Origin of the sequence: Sphingobium sp. (assembly GCF_041987595.1) — a bacterium.
Taxonomy (GTDB): Bacteria; Pseudomonadota; Alphaproteobacteria; order Sphingomonadales; family Sphingomonadaceae; genus Sphingobium.
On sequence record NZ_JBHIWJ010000039.1, the window covers coordinates 1 to 22,509 of the forward strand.

At 62.4% G+C, this 22,509-nt stretch carries 20 protein-coding genes, 1 tRNA gene and 1 pseudogene; 9 read left to right on the plus strand and 13 right to left on the minus strand.

Annotation, left to right across the window (positions count from 1 at the left end; genetic code table 11):
* The 3 genes from ACFC3J_RS11760 to ACFC3J_RS11770 all read left to right on the plus strand — a co-directional run.
* On the plus strand, positions 1-1,387 hold a 1,387-nt coding region (locus tag ACFC3J_RS11760; protein WP_375196358.1), incomplete at its 5' end, for a biotin/lipoyl-containing protein.
* A complete protein-coding gene (locus ACFC3J_RS11765; protein ID WP_375196359.1) occupies positions 1,387-1,839 on the plus strand; it encodes a MaoC family dehydratase in 453 nt (150 codons plus the stop codon). The genes ACFC3J_RS11760 and ACFC3J_RS11765, both read left to right, overlap by 1 nt.
* Positions 1,836-2,672, plus strand: coding sequence for an HpcH/HpaI aldolase/citrate lyase family protein (locus ACFC3J_RS11770; RefSeq protein WP_375196360.1), 837 nt, complete (start codon positions 1,836-1,838; stop codon positions 2,670-2,672). The genes ACFC3J_RS11765 and ACFC3J_RS11770 overlap by 4 nt, the downstream gene beginning before the upstream one ends.
* Positions 2,673-2,781: 109 nt before the next feature.
* Here ACFC3J_RS11770 and ACFC3J_RS11775 read toward each other — a convergent pair whose 3' ends face one another.
* Positions 2,782-3,699: a DUF2171 domain-containing protein gene (locus ACFC3J_RS11775; protein ID WP_375196361.1), complete on the minus strand. Its 918-nt coding sequence runs from the start codon at positions 3,697-3,699 to the stop codon at positions 2,782-2,784.
* Positions 3,700-3,940: 241 nt separating this feature from the next.
* Between ACFC3J_RS11775 and ACFC3J_RS11780 the strand changes: the two genes are divergently transcribed.
* Positions 3,941-4,016, plus strand: a tRNA-Ala gene (locus ACFC3J_RS11780).
* 248 nt (positions 4,017-4,264) lie between these two features.
* On the opposite strand, the pseudogene ACFC3J_RS11785 reads toward ACFC3J_RS11780, so the two are convergent.
* The 3 genes and pseudogenes from ACFC3J_RS11785 to ppsA form a co-directional block, all read right to left on the minus strand.
* Positions 4,265-4,393 (minus strand): annotated as a pseudogene (locus tag ACFC3J_RS11785) (heavy metal-binding domain-containing protein); the annotation flags it as partial.
* Positions 4,394-4,396: 3 nt separating this feature from the next.
* Positions 4,397-6,964: a cation-translocating P-type ATPase gene (locus tag ACFC3J_RS11790; protein WP_375196362.1), complete on the minus strand. Its 2,568-nt coding sequence runs from the start codon at positions 6,962-6,964 to the stop codon at positions 4,397-4,399.
* Between the two features lie 56 nt (positions 6,965-7,020).
* Positions 7,021-9,447 carry a phosphoenolpyruvate synthase gene (gene ppsA, locus ACFC3J_RS11795; RefSeq protein ID WP_375196390.1) on the minus strand — a complete coding sequence of 809 codons (2,427 nt, stop codon included), beginning with the start codon at positions 9,445-9,447 and terminating at the stop codon, positions 7,021-7,023.
* 136 nt (positions 9,448-9,583) lie between these two features.
* On the opposite strand from ppsA, the gene ACFC3J_RS11800 reads away from it, so the two are divergent.
* Genes ACFC3J_RS11800 through ACFC3J_RS11815 form a run of 4 tightly spaced genes read left to right on the plus strand, consistent with a single transcriptional unit; the run spans position 9,584 to position 14,272 of the window.
* On the plus strand, positions 9,584-11,191 hold the full coding sequence (locus ACFC3J_RS11800) for an MBL fold metallo-hydrolase (protein ID WP_375196363.1): 1,608 nt from the start codon (positions 9,584-9,586) through the stop codon (positions 11,189-11,191).
* Between the two features lie 18 nt (positions 11,192-11,209).
* Positions 11,210-11,881, plus strand: coding sequence for an NAD(P)H-dependent oxidoreductase (locus tag ACFC3J_RS11805; RefSeq protein WP_375196364.1), 672 nt, complete (start codon positions 11,210-11,212; stop codon positions 11,879-11,881).
* 22 nt (positions 11,882-11,903) lie between these two features.
* Positions 11,904-13,391 carry a thymidine phosphorylase family protein gene (locus tag ACFC3J_RS11810; protein ID WP_375196365.1) on the plus strand — a complete coding sequence of 496 codons (1,488 nt, stop codon included), beginning with the start codon at positions 11,904-11,906 and terminating at the stop codon, positions 13,389-13,391.
* The gene (locus ACFC3J_RS11815; protein ID WP_375196366.1) at positions 13,388-14,272 is read left to right on the plus strand and encodes a ribose-phosphate diphosphokinase; all 885 of its coding nucleotides are present in this window, start codon (positions 13,388-13,390) and stop codon (positions 14,270-14,272) included. The genes ACFC3J_RS11810 and ACFC3J_RS11815 overlap by 4 nt, the downstream gene beginning before the upstream one ends.
* Here the strand turns inward: ACFC3J_RS11815 and ACFC3J_RS11820 are convergent.
* Positions 14,269-14,688, minus strand: a complete 420-nt coding sequence (locus ACFC3J_RS11820; RefSeq protein WP_375196367.1) for a CBS domain-containing protein — start codon at positions 14,686-14,688, stop codon at positions 14,269-14,271. The genes ACFC3J_RS11815 and ACFC3J_RS11820 overlap by 4 nt on opposite strands.
* Positions 14,688-15,647: a 1-phosphofructokinase family hexose kinase gene (locus tag ACFC3J_RS11825; protein ID WP_375196368.1), complete on the minus strand. Its 960-nt coding sequence runs from the start codon at positions 15,645-15,647 to the stop codon at positions 14,688-14,690. Before ACFC3J_RS11825 ends, ACFC3J_RS11820 begins: the two co-directional genes overlap by 1 nt.
* A 70-nt stretch (positions 15,648-15,717) precedes the next feature.
* Here ACFC3J_RS11825 and ACFC3J_RS11830 point away from each other — a divergent pair, with 70 nt between their 5' ends.
* Positions 15,718-16,065: a hypothetical protein gene (locus ACFC3J_RS11830; RefSeq protein WP_375196369.1), complete on the plus strand. Its 348-nt coding sequence runs from the start codon at positions 15,718-15,720 to the stop codon at positions 16,063-16,065.
* Positions 16,066-16,090: 25 nt separating this feature from the next.
* On the opposite strand, the gene ACFC3J_RS11835 is transcribed toward ACFC3J_RS11830, so the two are convergent.
* The 7 genes from ACFC3J_RS11835 to ACFC3J_RS11865 all read right to left on the minus strand — a co-directional run bounded on the left by ACFC3J_RS11835 (position 16,091) and on the right by ACFC3J_RS11865 (position 22,206).
* Entirely contained in the window at positions 16,091-16,768 is a 678-nt protein-coding gene (locus tag ACFC3J_RS11835) for a phosphoribosyltransferase (RefSeq protein ID WP_375196370.1), read from the minus strand.
* A complete protein-coding gene (locus ACFC3J_RS11840; protein ID WP_375196371.1) occupies positions 16,765-17,421 on the minus strand; it encodes a dienelactone hydrolase family protein in 657 nt (218 codons plus the stop codon). The genes ACFC3J_RS11835 and ACFC3J_RS11840 overlap by 4 nt, the downstream gene beginning before the upstream one ends.
* A gap of 2 nt (positions 17,422-17,423) precedes the next feature.
* Entirely contained in the window at positions 17,424-18,767 is a 1,344-nt protein-coding gene (locus ACFC3J_RS11845; RefSeq protein ID WP_375196372.1) for an erythromycin esterase family protein, read from the minus strand.
* A gap of 186 nt (positions 18,768-18,953) precedes the next feature.
* A complete protein-coding gene (locus tag ACFC3J_RS11850; RefSeq protein WP_375196373.1) occupies positions 18,954-19,241 on the minus strand; it encodes a response regulator transcription factor in 288 nt (95 codons plus the stop codon).
* A gap of 8 nt (positions 19,242-19,249) precedes the next feature.
* Positions 19,250-19,633 (minus strand): response regulator, encoded by a 384-nt coding sequence (locus ACFC3J_RS11855; RefSeq protein ID WP_375196374.1) that lies wholly within the window; start codon positions 19,631-19,633, stop codon positions 19,250-19,252.
* A 70-nt stretch (positions 19,634-19,703) separates the two neighbouring features.
* A complete protein-coding gene (locus ACFC3J_RS11860; RefSeq protein ID WP_375196375.1) occupies positions 19,704-20,342 on the minus strand; it encodes a response regulator transcription factor in 639 nt (212 codons plus the stop codon).
* On the minus strand, positions 20,311-22,206 hold the full coding sequence (locus ACFC3J_RS11865) for a PAS domain S-box protein (RefSeq protein ID WP_375196376.1): 1,896 nt from the start codon (positions 22,204-22,206) through the stop codon (positions 20,311-20,313). Before ACFC3J_RS11865 ends, ACFC3J_RS11860 begins: the two co-directional genes overlap by 32 nt.
* Positions 22,207-22,509 lie beyond the last annotated feature (303 nt).

Below are 22,509 nucleotides of genomic sequence, written 5' to 3' on the forward strand. Positions count from 1 at the left end.
GGCCAAGGCCGCCTTCGGCGACGACGCGGTCTACCTCGAGAAGTACCTGACCAAGCCGCGCCACATCGAGGTACAGATCCTCGGCGACGGGAAGGGCCACGCGGTGCATCTGGCCGAGCGCGACTGCTCGCTCCAGCGCCGCCACCAGAAGGTGATTGAGGAAGCTCCTGCGCCCGGTATGGACGAGGCGACCCGCGAGGCCATTTGCAGCGCGGCGGTGCGGGCCGCGCAGGCGGTGAACTATGTGGGCGCAGGCACGATCGAGTTCATCGCCGACGCCTCCCAGGGGCTGTCCGCCGACCGCATCTGGTTCATGGAGATGAACACCCGCCTTCAGGTCGAGCATCCGGTGACGGAGGAGATCACCGGCGTCGATCTGGTCGAATGGCAGCTCCGCGTGGCGAGTGGGGAGCCGCTGCCGAAAAAGCAGGAGGAGCTGTCGATCAATGGCTGGGCCATGGAGGCGCGCCTCTATGCTGAGGACCCCGCGAAGGGGTTTTTGCCTGCTATTGGGCAGCTGGAACGTTTTGCCATTCCGGAAAAAATAAGACCGACGCGATGGCGTCATGAACTGGGTACGGCGGAGATGGCTTCGACGGTTGATGCGCGTCTGCGTGTTGAAACGGGTGTATTGGAGGGCGATGTCATCTCGTCTTGGTACGATCCGATGGTTGCCAAGCTGATCTGCCATGCCGAGACACGGCAGGAAGCCATCGTCGGTCTTTCGAAAATGTGCTGGGATACGAAGGTTTGGCCGGTAAAGACCAACGCTTCCTTTCTCGGAACACTGCTCGTCATGTCCGATTTCTACCGCGGCAAGGTGGATACCGGGTTCATCGAGCGGCATCTGGTGGACACGGCTTATGAAGTCGAGCCGCCGCAATGGCTGCTCGATATGGTCGCGCAGAATTTTGCAGAACGTTTCTCTCCAAAGGACACGTGCCCGAGAGGGTTGCGGCTTAATGCGTCGCCGCAACGCGAAGTGCGTTTCAGTGATCGGGCTGAGACGTTCATGGGACGTTTTGACGTTCCGATCAGCTATGACCAGAAACATTATCCGCTCATCCAGAACGATGGCGATGCCATACTCGTCACATTGCAGGGAAAGACTTGGCGCTTTATTCCGGCTCGTGCCGAAGGCGGGGCTGGGGGCGGCGTTTCCGACGGCGCGATCCTCTCGCCCATGCCGGGCCGGATCATCGCCGTCGCCGTGGCCAAGGGCGACAAGGTCGCCAAGGGCCAGAAGCTGGTCACATTGGAAGCGATGAAGATGGAGCATAGCCTCGTCGCGCCCTTCGACGGCGTGGTGGCGGAACTGGATGCGAGCGAAGGCGGGCAGGTCAGCGAAGGCGCGCTGCTCGTGCTGGTGGAGCGGGAGGAAGGCTGATGGCGGGGCGCTATTATGACGAATGGCAGATCGGCGACCGGATAACCCATGAAATCCGCCGCACGGTGACGGAAACGGACAATCTGCTGTTCAGCACCATGACGCATAATCCGCAGCCGCTGCATCTGGATGCGGAAGCGGCCAAGGCGTCGGAATTCGGCCAGATTCTCGTCAACGGCACCTTCACCTTCGCGCTGATGGTGGGGCTGTCGGTGGGGGACACGACGCTGGGCACGCTGGTCGCCAATCTCGGTTATGACGCTCTGGTCATGCCCAGGCCCGTCTTCATCGGCGACACGATGCGGGCGGAAACCGAAGTTTCCGGCCTCAAGGAAAGCCGCTCCCGCCCCGAAGCTGGGATCGTGACGTTCACCCATCGCCTTTATAACCAGCGGGACGAGATCGTCTGTCAATGCCTGCGGACGGCATTGTTGAAGAAGAGGCCCGCATGAAGCTCCGTTCGCTGCTGTTCGTCCCCGGTGATCGTCCCGAACGCTTTGCCAAGGCGGCGGCCAGCGGCGCCGATGCGGTCATCCTTGATCTGGAGGATTCGGTAGCCCCCGAACGCAAGGCCTTCGGGCGTGACGCGATTGCGGAATGGCTGACCTCCCCGCGCAATGTCACGGCGCTGGTCCGCGTAAACCCGCTGGACGGCGATCATAGCCGCGCTGATCTGGCCGCGATCCTGCCCGCTGCGCCCGACGTCATCATGCTGCCCAAGGCGGAGGGCGCAGCGAGCATAGAAGCGCTGATCGCGCTGGCGGATGGAGCGAGCGTGCCGCCCGTCCTGCCGATCGCGACCGAAACGCCTTCCGCGATTTTCGAACTGGGCACGTTTCGGCAGGTGAGGGGCCGGCTGGCCGGTCTGACATGGGGGGCGGAGGATCTGCCCGCCTCGATCGGCGCATCGACCTCGCGGGAGGAGGATGGCCGCTATACCGCGCCGTTCGAAATGGCGCGCAGCCTGACCCTGTTTGCGGCCCATGCGGCGGGTGTTCCGGCGATCGATACGGTCTTCCCCCGGATCGAGGCGATGGACGATCTCAAGGCCTATGTCGGGCGGGCGCGGCGCGATGGCTTTACCGGCATGATGGCGATCCATCCGGTGCAGGTCGCTGCGATCAATGAAGGCTTCACCCCGACAAAAGCCGAAGTGGCGCGGGCCAGAGCCATAATCGAAGCCTTCGCCGCCAATCCGGGCGCGGGGGTGCTGAAGCTGGACGGAAAGATGATCGACCGGCCCCATCTGGTTCAGGCGCAGCGGGTGTTGGCCGCCGCGCAGTGAAAAGGCCCGGCCTTCCGGCCGGACCCTTTTCTGTCTTCGATCCACTCCATTCTTTTGTTTCACCGCGATTTCTCAACCGACAGATGATGCCGTCTGACTGGAAATCCTTCTAGCGATAGCGGTTCGTCTGATAGCTGGACGAACGATAGCCGCTGCTACCGTCATCATCACTCGACCCGAACAGCGCCTGCTGCTCGCGTTCGGTGCGCCATGCGGCCTGCGCCTGATCGGCGGTCTTTTCCAGCGTCACCTTCTGCGCGTCGACCGATTGAATCCAGGACGAAGGGATCGAATGATGCACACCGCCTGCGTCCTGATCGTTTTTCGTCAGAATGATGCGATCGCCGCGCAGCTTGTCGACCGTGCCGACATGCTCGCCGTCGCTGCCCACGACGTCCATATGCTCGCGCACCTGCTGGACCGCACTTCTCTGCTCGCCGCGGCGCGTGCGCCAGCTCCCGAATTCATTGTTGAAGCGCTCGCGATGCTCCCTCTGATATTCCGCATAGTCGCGGTCCAGCTCGCTGATGCGCTGCTGGCGCCAGGCATAATAGTTGGCGTCATGATGTTCGCCATAATCGTGATTGGGGCCAAAGGCACGGACCCGGTAGCCATGATCCTCACTGCCGTAGCCGCTGCGTTCACCGGTGTAGGGCGCATAGCCGCGATTGGGCAGATAACGGCTGCTGCCTGACGCCGAGGCGTAACCGATCCGGCTGCTCTGATCTCGCGGATCGCCATAGGGACGATTGTAATAATCATCATATTCGCGCCGCCGTTCGGCTTCCTCGTCACCGAACCAGCTGCGGATTTCATCGCCTGCCCGGTCGAAAAAGCCGCGTTCGTCCGGATCATAGCCTTCCGGCGTCCGCCGATAGCCCGAACCGCCAAACTGACCGCGCGTACCGTAACGATAGCCACGCTCGTCCCGCCAGTCCCGCTGACCCCGGGAGCGTTCCGAATCGCGATCCCAGTCTGTCCAGCCACGGTCGCTGTCACCATAGCGACGCCCGCTTTGGTAGCCCATTGTCCGTCTCCTTTGCATTTTCGATATGATTTCCTGCCATGATGCGGGGGCGCCGCATCGACAGCCTACCAATGAGCATGCAGCCTCATCGTTCCGCGCGTTACGCAGGAGTAATGTCCCGCCTTTGCCCCGGCAGACCGACGAGGGCGTGAGGGGCGCGCAGTTCGGGGGGACGATGACTTTTGCTCAAAAAGACCGTTGCATGGCCGCAAACGCTCGCTTATAGGCAGCGCTCCTTCAAGGGGCCGTAGCTCAGCTGGGAGAGCGCGTCGTTCGCAATGACGAGGTCAGGGGTTCGATCCCCCTCGGCTCCACCAATCAACCCGGAAATGCGGTTTGATTGGCGGGTTTTTCCCGAAAACCAAAATCTTTCAATATTCGGGTCCCTCGCATCATTGGGTTCTTGTGAGCGCGCTTGAAGCGGCGTGGGCGGCTTCTTGGCGGTGGGGTCGGGGCTGCGCAAGCATTTCCCCAATCTGAACTGCGCGCGGATTGCCCGTGGCTTCGCAGGTGATCGACGCCTTCGTCGCCTGAGCGGACGAGTGCCATAATCCTTGGGCGGCAATCCGCATAGCGGGCAAGCGCCCGGATGGTCCTGACGGTTGTCCGGATGCATCGGACGGGTGCGAATGGTGCATGACTGAACCATGCCTATGGTTTGCCCAATGGCCATGCGCGCGACGCTGTTGGGCATGACTCAGGCCTTTTCCCACTCGACACGCGGTAGCCGGGATCCCAGAATCCGGTTCTGAAGGTTCTTGACGATCTCGCAGAGAAACAGAACGAGCACAGGCACCAGAAGCAGGAAGGGCAGATCCGCGCGTTCCAAAGGAGCGAACCGGAGTGTGTGGCGCAGCGGTTCCAGCGTCAGGATCATCGCGCATGCCGCCAGCACGGCTACTGCCACATAACGCAAGGCTACATTGTTGCGCCAAAGAGCGTGGGTCAGAGATGTGCTGAAGGATCGGTTGGCCAGCACCAGCGCCATGATGGACGCGACCAGCGTGAAGAAGAGCAGTGCCCTGACTCGATCGGGGCCGAAACCCCAGACTGTCGCGGCGCCGTGAAGGGCAAGGAGAAGCGCAAAGGCAATCCCGCCATGGATGACGCTCGGCAGGATCAGCCTACCGGAAAACAGGCGTTCGGCCGGGGCGCGGGGCGGCCTTTCCATGATACGGCTTTCCTCCCGTTCGGCTTCGAAGACGAGCGCGCAGACAGGATCGATTATCATTTCGAGCAGGGCGATCTGGATCGGTCCCAGCACCAGCGGCAAGTCCAGCAGCAGGGGTGAGATGGCGAGGCCCGCTATCGGCACATGGACCGCAAAGATGAACGCTACAGCCTTGCGGATATTGTCGTAAATGCGGCGGCCCAGCCGAATGGCGACGACTATCGCGCCGAAATCATCATCGACAAGGACAATCGCCGCCGCTTCGCGCGCCACATCGGTGCCGCGTCTGCCCATCGCGATGCCGATATGGGCGGCCTTGAGCGCCGGTGCGTCATTGACCCCGTCGCCGGTCATCGCGACCACTTCGCCCGCCGACTTGAGCGCAGAGACGATCCGCAGCTTCTGTTCGGGCATGGTGCGCGCGAAGATGGCGACGTCCTGCACCCGCGCGCAAAGCTGGGCGTCTGAAAGCGCCCTGACTTCCTCGCCCGTCATAAGCGCGCCTGAACCAATACCTGCCTGTTCCGCAATCGCCTGGGCGGTAGCGGGATAGTCGCCGGTGATCATCACCACCCGGATACCGGCGGAATGACATTGGGCCGTCGCTTCCGACACCCCCGCCCGCAGCGGGTCGGTCAGGCCGACCAGCCCGATGAGGGTGAAGTCGTGCGCTTCATGTCCTTTCCCGAAATCATGCTCCCCTGTCTTCGCAGAGGCGACGCCCAGGACCCGCATCCCGCGCGTCGCCATGGTTTGAACTGCCTGCACCAGCGCCTGATGGGCGTCGCCGTCCAGCCGGCAAAGACGCGCAATGGCTTCGGGTGCGCCCTTGGCTGCGACGACCAATGGTTCGCCCGCCTGCACAGGCCGCCACACGTTGGACATCGCCAACAGGTCAGGGCGAAGGCCGTTAGTATGAACCAGTTCCCAATCGTGGCGCGCGGGAACCCGGAAATCCCTTGCGGTGCTATGGAATGCCACCTCCATCGGATCGACCGGCACCGGGGCGCTCGCAAGGGCGGCCGCGCTGATAAGGTCGTGGAATTCCGGCTGCGGCTCTCTGTCGCCGAGTGCCGCGACGCGCCCCGATGGGAGCCAAAGTTCCGTCACCGTCATCCGGTTCTGGGTCAGCGTCCCGGTCTTGTCCGTGCACAGGACAGTGGCGGCGCCCAGAGCCTCTATCGCGGCAGCGCGCCGGGTAAGGACGCCGACCTGAGCGATCCGCCATGCCCCCATGGCAAGGAAGATGGTCAGGACCACGGGGAATTCCTCGGGCAGCAGCGACATGGCTGTCGCGATGCCTGCCAGCAGCGCGGCCAGCCAGTCGTTACGCAGCCAGCCATAGAGCAGCACAACCAGCAGCGCGACCGCCACGCCGCCAACGGCGCACAGGCTGACCATCCACGCGGTTTCCTTCTGAAGATGCGGCGCCTGCGTGTCCAATGTCTCCAGAAGCCGTCCTATCTGACCGATCCGGCTCCGCATGCCGGTGGCGGTCACCCGCGCGATGCCGCCGCCCCGCGTGACCACGGCCCCGGAGAAAAGGTGCGGACTGTCATCACCGCCCGGCTCGGCCCCTTCGGCATCGCCGGATTGCGCGGCACGCTTGCGCACTGGAACAGCCTCGCCTGTCAGCAGGGATTCGTCGGCCTCCAGTTCCTGTGCCTCGATCAGCAGAGCGTCCGCCGCGATCCGATCCCCCGCTTCCAGGATCAATATGTCCCCCATCACGATCTCGCGGCCGGGGATACGCATGCTTTCGCCATCGCGTATGACCAGCGCGCGCGGCGCGGACAGGTCGCGCAGCGCCTCCAGCGTGCGTTCGGTGCGGACCTGCTGTATGATGGTGATGATGATGGACAGACCCGCGAATCCCAGCAGGATCAGCGCCTCGGTCCTGTCACCAAGCAGCAGATAGATGCCCCCGGCCGCCAGCAGCATGGCGAACATCGGCTCGTGCAGCACCTCCATCGTGATCCGCAGGGGCGTCCGCCGTTTCGGCCGGGGAAGTTCGTTCGGACCATCCTCGGTCAGCCGCTGGCGGGCCTGCGAAGCGGAAAGGCCGATATGATCGAGCCGGGCGTCTGCGATCATGAGATCTCGCCCTGTTGCCTTAGGCATGCCCCTGCACCTGCCAATGCATGTCCCCCTTAAGCGGTAGTGGCGGTCTGCCTTGCCTCCGCTGCCGCGACGCCTTTCAAAGTCGCCACGAAGCTGTCGGGATTCAGCGAAATGCTGTCGATGCCCTCGCGCACGAGGAACTCGGCGAAGTCGGGATGGTTGCTCGGCGCCTGACCGCAGATGCCGACCTTGACGCCAGCGTTTCGCGCCCGCGCGATCAGATCGGCGATCATCTTCATGACCGCAGGGTCGCGCTCGTCAAAAAGCGGCGCCAGCAGATCGGAATCGCGGTCGACGCCCAGAACAAGCTGGGTGAGGTCATTGGACCCGATCGAAAAGCCGTCGAAGCGGGCGGCGAACTCCTCGGCCAGCACCACATTCGCCGGAATTTCGGCCATCATGTATATTTGCAGCCCCTTCTCTCCGCGCATCAGCCCGTGCCGCGACATTTCCGCAATGACCCTGTCCGCTTCGGTCAGGGTCCGGCAGAAGGGGATCATGACGATGACATTTTCAAAGCCGACCGTCTCCCGCACAAACCGGATGGCACGGCATTCAAGCGCAAAGCCGTCGCGATAGCGTTCATGATAGTAGCGAGAAGCACCCCGGAATCCGAGCATAGGGTTCTCCTCGTGCGGTTCGAAGGCAGTCCCGCCCAGCAGATGGGCATATTCGTTGGTCTTGAAGTCCGAAAGGCGGACGATGACTGGATCGGGATGATGCGCGGCGGCGATCTTTGCAATGCCACGGCCCAATGTTTCGATGAAATAGTCCCCGGGATTTGAATAGCCCCGCGTCAGGGTTTCAATTTCCCGCCTTTCTGTAGGATCGCTGACCCGATCAGGATGGGCAAGCGCCATTGGATGGACCCGGATGAGGTTGCTGATGATAAACTCCATGCGCGCCAGACCCACGCCGCGCGACGGCAGCCGCCACCAGCGAAAGGCACTGGCTGGACTGGCCACGTTCACCATCAACTGCGTGCGCGTCGCAGGCAGGCTGGAGATGTCGACCTCTTCGGCGACGAAGGGCAGACGTCCGGCATAGACATGCCCCCGATCTCCTTCGGCGCAGGACAGCGTGATCTCCTGTCGCGGTGCGATGCGACTGGTGGCATCGCCTGTCCCCACGATGGCCGGCACACCCAGTTCGCGGCTGACGATGGCAGCGTGGCTGGTCGGGCCGCCATGGTCCGCGACGATCCCCGCCGCCCGTCGCATCACCGGCACCCAGTCAGGGTTGGTATTCTCGGTGACGAGGATCGCCCCGTCTATGAAGCTCTCAATTTCCTCGGCGCTGCGAATGATGCATGCGGCACCCGAAGCAATGGCATCGCCCACAGCTGCGCCCGCCGCGATCGCCCTGGGTGCCTTGGCCGTCAGCCGCCAGCTCTTCATAACCGCGCCCGATCGCGCGCCGTGGACAGTCTCAGGCCGGGCCTGCACGATGAAGAGCCTGCCGCTTTCCCCGTCCTTGGCCCATTCCATGTCCATCGGGCAGCCATAATGCCGCTCGATCAGCACCGCCCAGCGCGCCAGCTCCAAAATTTCCTCATCTTCCAGCACAGGATGCTCGCGTTCATGCCGGCTGCATTCGACGAGTTGGGTCCGGGCGCTGCCGCCACTCGCATAGATCAGCTTGTGCGCCTTCGCACCGATCCGCTTCTCGACGATCGGCTTCAGCCGCGGATCCGACAGGAACGGCTTGAAGATCACGTAATTGTCCGGGTCGACGCGTCCCTGAACCACCGTTTCACCGAGGCCCCAGGCGGCGCTGATGACTGCCACGCGCGGGAATCCCGTCTCCGTGTCGATCGAAAACATCACGCCCGATCCGGCGAGGTCCGATCGCACCATGACCTGCACGCCGATGGAAAGGGCGATGCGCAGATGGTCGAAGCCCCTGGCCTCGCGATAGGCAATCGCCCGGTCGGTAAAAAGCGAAGCGAAGCAGCGACGGCAGGCGTCGAGCAGCGCGCGTTCACCCACGACGTTGAGGAAACTTTCCTGTTGCCCGGCGAAGCTGGCGTCGGGCAGATCCTCGGCCGTTGCGCTAGACCGCACCGCGACCGCGGCTTCGCGCTTGCAGACCTTGCGCGATAATTCGCGATAGGCGCCCAGCAGCGGATCGGTGACATGTGCCGGCAGCTCCGCATCGAGGAACAGGCGCCGCGCAGCCTCACCGGCTTCATGCAGTGGCATCTTTCCATCGCGGTAATCCGTCATGATCGTCGTCAGCCGATCACCGATCTTATTATGCTCCACGAGCATCCAATAGGCCCATGCCGTGGTCGCAAAACCTGCCGGAACCTGAATGCCCTCCGTGGCAAGCACCGCCACCATCTCGCCCAGCGAAGCATTCTTGCCCCCCACGCGGGGCACATCCGCGCGCCCGATCGCATCGAACCAGACGATCACGTCATCCTTGACCGGCAGGGGCGGAGGCAGCGTTTCCATGGCCATCGCGCCATTGTGCTCGGCCCGGGACATGCGCGACATTGGGAATAGTACGGATGATGCGGGCGGACCCGGTGCATCCGGATAACTACGGACTGCGTCCCCCGCTCGACGCTCCTATGAAACAGGGATCAAAATGACGGGAGAAGCCTGCGTGGCGAGTTCAGCCCTCACTCTGAAATTCCACGGGGCTGCGGGCACGGTAACGGGCTCATGTATGGAATTGCGGCTGGGCGACAGAGCCATTCTCGTCGACTGTGGTCTGTTCCAGGGGTCGCGCACCCTGGAAACGCTGAACCATGGCGAGTTCGGTTTCGATCCGCGGCAGATCGACGCCGTCGTGCTTACCCATGCCCATATCGACCATTGCGGGCTGCTGCCCAAGCTGGCGGCGCAAGACTTCGACCGTCCGATATGGTGCACCCCTGCCACCGCCGACCTGCTGGAATATATGTTGGCCGATGCAGGGCGCATTCAGGAAAGCGAGGCGGACCGCCGCAACCGGCGGCGCGACCGTGCAGGCGAGGGCCGCTTCGAGCCGCTCTATACCGAAGAAGATGCGCTCTGCGCCTGGCGGCTGAGCCGGCCGGTCGAATTGTCGCAATGGTTCGATCCGGCCCCCGGCTTTCGCGCGCGCTTCTGGAATGCAGGTCATATATTGGGCGCGGCATCGGTCGAGATCGAGGCGGCCGGCGTGCGGCTGTTGCTTTCGGGAGATCTGGGACCGGACAACAAGGCCTTCCACCCTGATCCGCAAGCGCCTTCGGGCCTTGACCATGTCATCTGCGAGTCCACCTATGGCGACCGGGCGCGCGAGAAGCAGACGATCGAGCAGCGCCGCAGCCAGCTGGAAACCGAGATCAAGGATGCGATGGTGCGCGGGGGCAATCTCATCATCCCCAGTTTCGCGCTGGAGCGGACGCAGGAACTGCTGCTCGACCTTGCCCGTCTGGCCGACGCGAACCGGATTCCCGATGTTCCGATCTTCGTCGACTCGCCGCTCGCCAGCCGCGCGACCAAGGTATTCGCGGCCCATGCGTCAGAGCTTGAGGATATGGGCGGGGAGGATGTCTTTCGCCACCCCTCCATCCATTATGTCGACGACGTCGCCGAATCCATCCGGCTCAACACGATGTCCGGCGCGATCATCATGGCCGCGTCGGGCATGTGCGAAGCCGGCCGCATCCGCCATCATCTGAAGCATAATCTTTTCCGCCGGGAGTCGACCATCCTGTTCGTCGGCTTCCAGGCGAAAGGCACGCTTGGCCGCGTCCTGCTGGATGGCGCGCAGCGGGTGCGTATCTCCGGTGAGGATGTGAACGTCCGCGCGCGCGTCCGTCGCATCGACAGCTATTCCGCCCATGCCGACCGCGACGAACTGCATGCGTGGATAAGCGCCCGCCGACCGATCGCAGGCAGCCTGTTCCTCGACCATGGCGAGCGGGAAGCCGTTGCGGCCCTTCGCGATCTGATCCAGACGGACGATCCCCGCGCCAGCATCGTCGCGCCGCAAATCGGCGAAACCTACGCGCTCGAAGCCGGAAAGCCGGCCCGAAGGGTCGAGACGGGGCGCATGGATATGGACCTGCTCGCAGGACCCGACTGGCAGAATGACTACGCCGATTTCATCACGCATCTGAAACAGCATCTCGGACGGATCAGAAGCGAACGGGCGCGCCGCGATGCGCTCGCCCAGATGCGGCGCGTACTCGACGAATATGAGGAGGCGAGACATCGCCGCTGATCCATGAAGGAGGATCACATGAGTTGCGCTGCGCCATCTTCCATTCGCCACGCCGTGGTGCTCGCGCATCCTGATCCGAACAGTTTCAATGCCGCCATTGCCCACAGCTATTGCAAGGCCGTGCGCGCTTCGGGGCAGGAGGCGATCTTGCGCGACCTCTACGGCATGAAATTCGATCCGCTGTTGAAGAAGGAGGAGAGGCCCGACCGCAAGGGGTTCATCCTGTCCCCCGACGTCAATGCGGAACTGGACGTATTGCGCGGGACGAACGTGGTGGTGTTCGTTTTTCCCATCTGGTTCGGTATGCCGCCCGCGATCCTGATCGGCTATGTCGACCGGGTGTTGGGAGCGGGAACGACCGTGCCCCAGCTTCAGGCAAGGTCGGGGCAGGGGCTGCTAGGCAACGGACACCTCTGCGCCATCACGACCTCCGGCGCTTCGGAAGACTGGCTCGATACCCAGGGCCAGACGGCTGCGCTGCGCGAACTCGCGGGCACCTATCTCTTTCGCGCCTTCGCCATGCAGTCGACCGAGGCCTTGCACATTGGCGGCGTGACCGAAGGCGCCAGCGCCGGTTTCGTTGAGGAAAATCTGCGGCGTGTCGGGGACCGCGCCACCAGCATTTGCGTTCGCATGGCGCAGGAACTTTTCGGCACGCCATTTCCGCAACAGGTGGGCGATGGCAGCTGACCAGGGGACGGGGGGGCTTGGCATGCTGACAATCAGACGCATCGCCATCGACACCCATCCGGAAAACACGGCCTTCCTGCTGCGGCAGAGCAACGGCTATTCCGCCGAGCAGTTCCAGGCCCTGCGCAAGATCAGGGTGAGCGGGGAAAACGCAGAGATCCTGGCAACGCTGGCGCTCGTCGACGAGCCCGCCATGCTGAAGCCGGAAGAAATTGGTCTTGGCGAACAGGCCTTCCGACGGCTCGGCCTGCCGGAGGGCGCGCCGGTCGCCGTCGAACAGGCGATACCACCCGCCAGCCTCGAATTCGTTCGCCGCAAGATCGACGGCGACACGCTTCGGGACGAAGAAATTATCGCTATTATCCGGGACATTTCGGCGTATCGCTACTCGCCCATGGAAATCGGCGCCTTCCTGGTCGCTTGCGCCAGCTTTATGAGCACTCAGGAAACCCTGGCAGTCACCCGCGCCATGGCCGATGTCGGCAACCGGCTGGACTGGAAGGCGCCGCTGGTCGTCGACAAACATTGCATCGGCGGCATCCCGGGCAATCGCACATCGATGATCGTCGTGCCGATCGTAGCGGCGCACGGCCTCATCATGCCCAAAACCTCGTCCCGCGCGATCACTTCGCCCTCCGGAACGGCCGACACGATGGAGGTCCTGGCCAATGTCGACCTCAGCGAGGCCGCCATGCGCGCCGTCGTAGACCGGGAAAAGGCCGTTCTGGCCTGGGGCGGCCGGATGAACCTGTCGCCGGCCGACGATGTGCTGATTTCCGTCGAGCGGCCGCTTCGGATTGACACGTTCGACCAGATGGTCGCCTCCATCCTGTCCAAGAAGCTGTCTGCCGGTTCGACGCATCTGGTGCTCGACATACCCGTCGGTCCGACGGCCAAGGTCCGCACGCAGGACGACGCGGTCCGGCTGCGCAAGCTGTTCGAACATGTCGCGGACAAGATCGGCCTTGTCATCGATATCGTGATCACGGACGGATCGCAGCCGGTCGGCCGCGGCGTAGGCCCGGTGCTGGAAGCGCGCGATGTCATGGCGGTGCTTCGCAACGATGCCGATGCACCGGCGGATCTTCGCGATCATGCCCTTTTTCTTGCGGGCCGGGTACTGGATTTCGACCCGGCGCTTCGGGGCGGCAGAGGCTATGCGCGGGCCATGGAATTGCTCGCCTCGGGCGAAGCGCTTGCGGCCATGGAGCGGCTGATCGAGGCGCAGGGACGGCAACCGGCCAGATACACTCTGGGCGAGCATGTTCATGAGGTGCCTGCGCATCATGAAGGGCGGGTAAGCACCATAGATTGCCATCGCATCGCGCGCATCGCCCGCCTTGCGGGGGCGCCGATGGACAAGGGCGCAGGCATCGAGTTGCTGCACAAGGTCGGTGCCGAGGTTCGCAAGGGACAGGCGCTCTACCGCATCCATGCGCAGTCCCGCACGGGACTGGGCTTCGCCCGCGACCTTGCGGCGGAGGATTCAGGCTATGGGATCGCACGATGAGTACGATCCTTTTCGGCTTTGGCGATAGCGTTGCCGCGACCCGCAGGCTGGGCAGGGCGCTGAACGTCCCCGCTCTGGAGGTGGAGGTTCACCGCTTTCCCGACGGGGAATGTCTGGTCCGCATCCCTTCGACCGCCCGAACCGTCCTGTTCTACCGCTCGCTCAACGATCCGGACCACAAGATCATCGAACTGCTGTTCGCTGCTTCGGCCGCGCGCGACGGGGGTGCGGAACGCGTCATCCTGATCGCGCCCTATTTCTGCTATATGCGGCAGGATATGGCGTTCCGTTCGGGTGAAGCTGTCAGTCAAAAGGTGATCGGCAGTCTGGTCGCCAGCCATTTCGACGGATTGATTACCGTCGATCCGCATCTCCATCGCGTTGCGAGCCTGAACGAGGTCGTTCGCGGCATCACCGCGATCAGCGTATCGGCAGCGCCCTTGTTGGCGACGCTCATCGACGATCGGGACGCTCCCGTGATCGTCGGACCAGACGGCGAATCCCGGCAATGGATCGAAGCGATCGCCGCACCCCTCGCTCTCGAAACGCTCGTCGCGTCCAAGCGGCGACTGGGTGACCGGCATGTCGGCCTTGCCATTGCCGGAGCGGACCGGGTGAAGGGACGCCGCGCGATAGTGGTCGACGATATGATCTCCAGCGGCCGTACACTCGTCGAGGCAGCCAGACTCCTGCACGACGCGGGGTGCCTTTCGGTAGAAGCGGTCGTGACCCATTGTCTGGCCGGCCCGCACGATCTGGCATGGATGGCAGCGAGCGGGATTGCATCAATCGCCAGCAGCGACAGTGTCGATGGAAGCACGAACAGGGCTGAGTTGGCGCCGCTGATCTGCCGCGCGCTGCGGGAGAACGAGCTTGCTTAAGCGGTTATCAGGGCGCGCAGGATGTCGGCGCGGCTGAGCAAACCTATCAGCTTGCCATTGGAGGTGACTGGCAAACGCTTAACCCCGCGCCCTTCCATGATGGCGATGGCCTCCTGCAGCGCTTCCCCCCCATCCACCGTGATGACGCGCGGCGACATGATCTCGGATACTGTCATGGCTTCCAACGACCGCGCGCGTTCCCCGGCTTCAACGCCGAGCAACGCGTCGAGCCGGAACGGGCCAAGATCCTGCCGGAAGAAATCTCCCTCCGTGACGATGCCTTGCAGTTGTCCTCCCTCATCAAGGACGGGGAGCGCGCTGATCCGATGATCGGACATGCATTTGATGGCGGTGGCCAGGGTGCTGTTCGCCGTAATCGTCGCGGCTCCCAATGTCATGATGTCGCTGGCCTTCATCACACCGCTCCTTTTTCCTGACAGCTGGGGACAATGGATGGCACAAGCTCGAGCAGCCGTTCGACGTCATCGCGATGGCACAGGTCCGTACCGGGGGTCAGCACAGCCGCCGCGCCTGCGGCAATACCATAGCGGAAGGCGTCAAGCGGATCGCGCTCGCTGCTGAGCGCGAATACCATTGCCGCCAGAAAGCTGTCTCCAGCACCGACCGCGCTCCGGGTCTCGACCTCAACCGCCGGCAGGCGCCACGTCCCCGCGCGGCTCGCCAATATCGCGCCTTCGCGACCCATCGTCACGGCGAGGTGGTCCGACTTGCCGCTATCGACGATCTCCCGAGCGGCCGCGACGATATCGCGTTCATCGTTCAGCGGCCGGGCGACCAGTTGCCGCAACTCACCAATGCTTGGTTTGATCAGATGAAGGTTTCCCCCCATCACGGCTTCGCGAAGCGCATTGCCCGAGGTATCGAGGATAAGCCGCATGTCGTGACGCCGGGCAAGCTGTCCGACGCGGCTGTAGAAGTCGTCGGGTACACCGGGCGGCAGCGAACCGCTCGCCACCAGAAAGTCCGCGCGCACCCCTTCCAGATGGTCAAGAGCAGCTTGCCATTCGTCGATCGTCAGCTCCGGTCCACGCGGCACCAGACGGAATTCCTTGCCCGTCTCCCGCTCGTAGATGGATGTGCTGACGCGCGTGTCGCCCTTGATGGGAATTCGGCTGCGAACCAGTGCATGCTGATCCAGCAGTCCGTCCAGCGCGCACCCCGTCGCGCCACCCGACAGATAGTAAGCCCGCGCCGTCCCGCCCAGCCGGGCGATAACCCGAGCTACGTTGATGCCGCCGCCGCCGGGATCATAATGTTCCTGACGCGCCCTGATCTTGCGGGTGTGAAAGACTTGATCCGCTTCATAGGCGACATCGATGGCCGGATTCATCGTGAGGGTGACGATGCTCTTCATGAAGCGAGGCTATCCGCGCAGCCATGCGACCGGAATAAGTATATGTCCCAATGGGAGACTGGATCATGACATGGGAAAAGATTTCCCGGCGCGATTTCCAGGCGATCGGAACCGATCGCTGGTCAGGAAATCGCGGGAAACGCGAAATCCGGAGCAGCGATCTGATTCAATCGGATCAAAACCGCTCTGGCGAACCGAAAAGGGAAAGGACGATGCGAATAGTCGCCATATTGTCTGCATCTCTCCCAAGCCTTGGCGAAGCTGTATGACGGACAGAAACCGCCAAGCTACGCGTTTCTGGAACATCCTGGGAAAGGTTACTGCCTTGCTGGCCCTGCTGCTCCTCTTGTGGTGGCTGGTCAACGGCGAATGGCTGTGGATCTTCCTGAACGCAATATGGCAGCGCGAATGGGGCTGAACACAGGCTCCGACCGCTGTCGCGATCATGCCGACTGACTGCTGTGCTCCGGGCGAGCCGCGTCGAGCAGAGACACCACTTCCGCATCGCTGGTCTGATCGAATTCAACATAATGTGCACCAACCGCATAGAAGGGATATGGTGCGTAGAGGCATATCACCTCGTCACATTCCTCTCGAAGTGCGGCGATTACCTCCGCAGGCGCGACAGGGACTGCCAGTATCAGCCGTGCCGGATGCGCCTTGCTCAGCCCCTTGAGCGCCGCCTTGACCGTGCCGCCCGTCGCTATCCCGTCATCCACCACGATCACCGTGCGACCCGTCGCCGGAATGGGCGTCCGGTTGCCAAGATAAGTGCGCCTCCGCCGATCTATTTCAGCCAACTGCCTGCGCATCTCGGCGCGAATATATTCTGGCGTCGGTCCCAGCTGTCGCACGATGTCTTCATTGAGGACCAGTTGCGGATCGGCGCCATCGACGACGGCGCCGATGCCAAGTTCCTCATAGCCCGGCGCGCCAAGCTTGCGCACGAACAGCAGATCGAGGTCGGCCTCCAGAGCGCGCGCCACCTCGAAGGCGACCGGAACCCCTCCACGCGGCAGGGCGAGCACCAGCGGTTTGCTGCGCGCCAGATGGGCAACCGCCTTTGCCAGATGAACGCCCGCGTCGCGGCGGTCATGAAAAAGCATGGGTTGAATGTTCATTTCGCCTCGCCTTTCAGGTGAGAGCCGAACCAGTGGTCCGCAAGACGGATCACCTGGTCCAGCGTTCCGGGTTCCTCGAACAGATGGCTTGCGCCGGGCACGACCGCCAACTCCGTCGGCGCGGTCATATAGGACCGCGCGTTATGGTTGAGGCCCAGCACCTCCTGGTCCAGACTGCCGACGATCAGCAGCGTCGGCGCGCGAACGCGGCTGAGCGCGTCTGCCCCCGCGAGGTCGGGCCGGCCGCCGCGCGAAACGATGGCCGCTGCTCGATCGTCAGGCATCGACGCGGCGATGATCGCGGCCGCCGCGCCCGTGCTCGCACCGAAATAGCCGAGCGGCAGCGTCGCCAGCGGCTCTACGGTGCCCGCCCATTCGGCCGCTTCCCGCAATCGCCCGGCAAGCAGTCCGACGTCGAACACATTGCGCCGATCCATTTCTTCCTGCGGCGTCAGCAGGTCGACCAGTAGAGTCGCCATAGCCGAGCGATTCAGCCCTGCCGCCACATATTGGTTGCGCTGACTGTGCCGGCTGCTCCCGCTGCCATGGGCGAAAATCACCAGCCCCGCCGCGCTTTCCGGCACATCCAGAAACGCCCGGAGGCGGTGTCTGCCAAAGGTTACATCCTGTCGGCCTACAAGTTGCTGCACCATGATCAAAGTCCGAATGGCCAGGTTTCGGGCGCACCCATGGGTCTTTCCGCTCCCAACGGACTCACCGCCGATGTCTGCTCGAACCAGACCCAGGCGTCGAACTGCTCTGCCATCACCGCTTCGAAATAATGGCTGAGCCGCTCCGTTTCGGGTCGGTAAACCACGCCGATGGCGCGTTCCAGCAATGGATGGCTGAGCGCGTCCCTCAATTCCGCCCTGTCCCGGCCGCGCCAGTCGGTCAGGCTGCGGACAAGGCCGGTGCGCCGGAAAGCATGTTCATAACTGTCCGGGCGAGCGGGACGCACCGACTTGATCTCCATCGCGCCGCCCCAGTCGCTCGCCGCCGCCACCAGGCCGGTGTCGGTTCCGAAGCCGATGGAGACCGCGTCGTCGCCATAAGCGAGACGGCAAAGCTGACCGATGTTGAATTCGCCCTGCCAGCCCATCGCGGTTGCGGCTGCATTGCCGACATGACTGTTGTGCGCCCAGATGACCGCTTTGGTGCCGTCGCCCCGATGGGCCAGCAGTGCCTGAAGCGTTTCGAACATGTGTCGGTCGCGCAGGTTCCAGCTTTCGGTCGAACTGCGGTACATGGCGCGATAATAGCGTTCCGCCGCCCGCACGATGCGCGCATTCTGATAGGCATCGAACCAATCTTCGCCATCATGCTGCAACAGTTCGAGCCGTCGATACAGAAGCTGGCGGAGCTGCGCCACGACGCCATCCTCGCATCCCCTGCCGCCGGACAGCGTGACCGCCCGGCCATAATGCGCCGGTTCATCCTGCCAGGGCGTCAGACATCCATAGCGGCGACGAGCGCGCTCTGCTTCGCCCGGATCGGCCTTGTCCAGATAGGCAATCACGGCATGAATGGATTCGCTCAGACTGTAGACATCCAGACCATGGAAGGAAGCCTGTCGTTCTTCCGAAATATCCCGATTATGTCCGCGCAGCCAATCGGCAAAGGCAAGCACTTCCTGATTACGCCACATCCAGGTCGGGAAGCGCGCGAACATGTCGCCCCGTCGGGGTCGGGGGGCCAGATGCCGGACATAATCGTCTATGCGCGCCGCATCAGGCCAATCCGCCTCCACCGCAACCACCGTAAAGCCGTGCCGTTCGATCAGCCGGCGGGTAATGGCGGCCCGGGCCCGATAAAATTCCGAACTTCCGTGCGTGGCTTCGCCCAGCAGGACGATCCTGGCATCCCCGAACCGATCGAAACAGGCGCCGAAATCCTCCACCTTGTCGGGGGAGGGAAGCGGTTCGGCATATCGCCTCAAAATCCCGGTTAGTTCATCGGCCGTTTGGCCTGCCATTCTGTCGACAAGGGTTGTCTGTATCATCCTCTCAATCTCCGACATCCTGCGCTTGACGAACCCGACAGTTGTCGTGTTTTTCAGCCATATCGTAAATATTGCAGAACGGATCCATAATGGCGGAATCGGCGGCAAGCGAAATTGGGAATTATACGAATTGGTCCGTCCCTGCTGGAAACGCTCTGGTCCAATGTCCGATATAGGTCGTAATCTTTAAATCGTTCGCGATTGAGGCAAACGCTTCCTTGCGCCCGGTCCTGTAACTCCGTTGAGAACATAAAGCGCGACGAGTTGCGCGACGCAGTCCACCCCCAGCTTGCGCATCAGTCTGGCGCGGTGGACCTCGACCGTCCTGTGACTGATCCCCAGTAACTCGCCAATCTGCCTGTTGGTGAGACCTTTGACCACCGCGGCAAGCACTTCGCGCTCCCGGGGCGTTAAAAACTCCAGCAGGCCTGTGGGAGGACGACGGCTGTTGGCTTTTTCCCGAGAGTTCATCATGGCCGCGCCTATGGCTCTCTATAGCTCGCTGTCGCCTCGACCACGGCGTTGATCAACGCGAATTCCTTACAGGGCTTGTCCAGGACAGTCTCAAAGCCGTGCGCCATCGCCTTCTGCGTCAATTGGGAGGAACCGAAGGCGGTGACCAGGATCGCCTTGCCCATCCACCCCACCGCCCGCAGAGTATCGAGAAGCTGCACACCGTCATGGCCTGGCATTCGGTAATCCGTCACCAGGCAGGCCGGATTATTGGCTATGACTTCCGCTATCAACAATTCGGACATTGCGAAGGATCGGACCTCAAAGCCGCGGCCCTGCAACAGCAACTGCATCGATCGCCTCGATCCTGAGTCGTCATCCAGAATGACGATGGGGATCTTGGGATCGGCCATGCTCTTCGCGCCTTGCGCCGTGGGATTCAGCAACATAGGCGAAATGTGACATGGCACGGCTTTCAGGTCATTACGTATTGGTCCCAGTCAATCCTCGCGCGCCCATTCCCGCAGCAAAGGCGATCCGCAGCGCGTCCGAAAGGCTGTGAACGTGCAGCTTGGTCATCAGATTTGCCCTGTGCACCTCCACCGTCCGCGATGAAATTCCCAGATCATAGGCGATTGTCTTGTTCGGCAGACCCTGTGCAAGGCCCTCCAGCACCTCGCGCTCGCGCGCCGTCAAGGCGCCGATGATAGTGTCTGCGCGGGCTGCACGCGCCACCATGTCCTGGTCCGAATGAATGCGTTCGAAAGCGCGCTGGATCGCGTCGACCAAAACAGCCTTCTCGAATGGCTTTTCCAGAAAATCCACCGCGCCTGCCTTCATCGCCTGCACGGCAATGGATACGTCGCCATGTCCCGTCATGATGATGATCGGCATCGTGATGCCACGCTCGGCCAATATGCGCTGCACATCCAGCCCGTCTATCTCGGGCATGCGAATGTCCAGAAGGATGCAGCCGTCCTCGGCTGAGGAAAGATTCTTCAGAAATGCTGTGCCCGAACTCCAGGCTTCGACTGCGTAGCCTGAAGTCTTGAGCATGTAGCCAACGGACCGGCGGACGGAATCTCGATCATCAATGACGTGAATAAGCTTCTTCTCGACCATATGCCTCCTCCGCCTGCGCTCTAATGAGGGTGAAATGAAAGTCGGTTCCCTCGCCCTGGCGGGTATCCATCCATATCTTGCCGCCATTCACCTCCACGATCGTGCGGCATATTGACAGGCCAAGGCCCATTCCGTCCGGCTTGGTGCTCACGAATGCGGAAAAAAGCTGCTCCGCGACTCCTGCCGGAATGCCGCAGCCCGTATCTGCCACGGTTATCTGGATAAAGCCGTCGGTCCGGGCGCGGCTCGATATCGTCAGCCGCTTGACCGGGCTGGCGCTCATGGCATCACACGCGTTGCGGATCAGATTGATCAGCACCTGCTGGATCTGGATCCTGTCGACCAGTACCGGCGTCGCGCTCGGCTCCAGGTCAAATTGCACTTCGATGCCCATCTCGCGTGCGCCGGCCAGCCCCAGAGCCGCTGCTTCATTGACGAGATCTGTCAGGCTTTCGATGGTCTTTTCAACTTCGCCCCTGGCTACAAATTCCCGAAGACGCCGTACGATCTGCCCGGCTCTCAAGGCCTCGCTCGCCGCTTCCCCCAGCGCTTCCCGCATCATGGACCACTCGCTTTCATCGGGCCGCATCATCTGGTCGCGAACCGCTTCGACATAGTTGGTGACGGCCGCGATCGGCTGATTGAGTTCATGCGCGAGCGTGGATGCCATGGTGCCCATCGCGCTCACCCGCGTGACGTGGATGAGTTCGGCCTGCAATGTCGCCATCTGCTGTTCGACCATCCGGCGTTCGGTCAGGTCGCGGATGAAGCCGGTGAAGATCCGTTCGTGGCCCCGAACCGCCTCTCCGATGAAAAGCTCCATCGGAAAGAGCGAGCCATCCTTGCGCTGCCCGAAGACCACGCGTCCCTTGCCGATGATCCGTTTTTCGCCAGTTTCGATATAGCGTTGAATATAGCTGTCATGGCGTTCGCGATCCGGCGAGGGCATCAGCATACGCACATTCCTGCCCAGCACCTCGGCTTCGGCAAAACCGAACAGAATCTCGGCAGCCACGCTGAACGAGAGCACCTTGCCGCTTTCATCGATCACCACCATCGCATCAGGCACGGTCGACAAAATGGCTCTCAATTGGCTTTCATGCGCCTTCAGCCTGTCTTCGGCGGAACGCCTTTCGGTAATGTCGGAGACGATCTTCGCGAAACCGCGCAATTCCCCATCATCGCCGTAAAGCGCCGTCCAACTTACGGCGGCAAGGAATTCCGATCCGTTCTTGCGAAGCCGCCAGTCCTCCTCCTCGAACTTCCCCTCCTTGCGCGCGCGCGCAATGTCGGCTTCGGGCTTCCCGGCGGCAACCGCTTCGCTGGGGTAGAAAAGCGAGCTGTGCCTGCCCAGCACCTCCTTCTCGGTCCAGCCTTTCAGGCGCTCGGCGCCCCGGTTCCAGATGGTGACATGACCCGCTGGATCAAGCATATAAACGGCCAGGCCTTGGACCCCATCAATAAGCAGGTTCAATTCCACCGCCATCTGCTCGCTCGCGGCGCCTCTTTCTTCCGCCGCCGTTTCCGCTTTCTCCAACCGCTGGCTTGACCTGCGAACAAGGCGGTTCATCAGAATGATGCCCGCGGCCGTCGCGCTGAACATCGCAACTCCGGACAGGTCGCGGCTTTCGATGACAGACTGGCGCATGAAAATGACGTCCGCAGCGATACTGAGCAGCGAGGCAACAATCGCCGGGCCTTCGCCAACCCAGAGTGCGACAGCGACAATGGCCAGGATAAAGGGCATATATGCCGACTGGTCGCCCAGCCAGGGATCGAGCAGGATACGCACCGCCAACGCGATCACGGCACTGAGAACCGCGGCGCCATATTGAGCTGAGGGCGCGGCTATCCGTTTCAACATAAGCCCACCCCACCGAAACGATGCCGTTCGGTTTCGCCATGGTTGGTCGGATTTCTTTTTAACCCTGTTGATTATGCCGCGAAATATGTTTTGGATGCCGTCTCCATAATAGTCAGAAAAGCCGACAATATTTGTAAATCTCCGCATATGCCCATTGGCAGGCAGTTGATGCAGGATGTCAGCGACTCACGTTTGCCCGCCGCCTTGAAACTGAAAAGCGTTCATTCTGGCAGATTCGCGAGGATCATGGCCGCGACTGCGGTCATCAGGCCGAATGTCAGTGCGGCACGGAACAGGATGTCC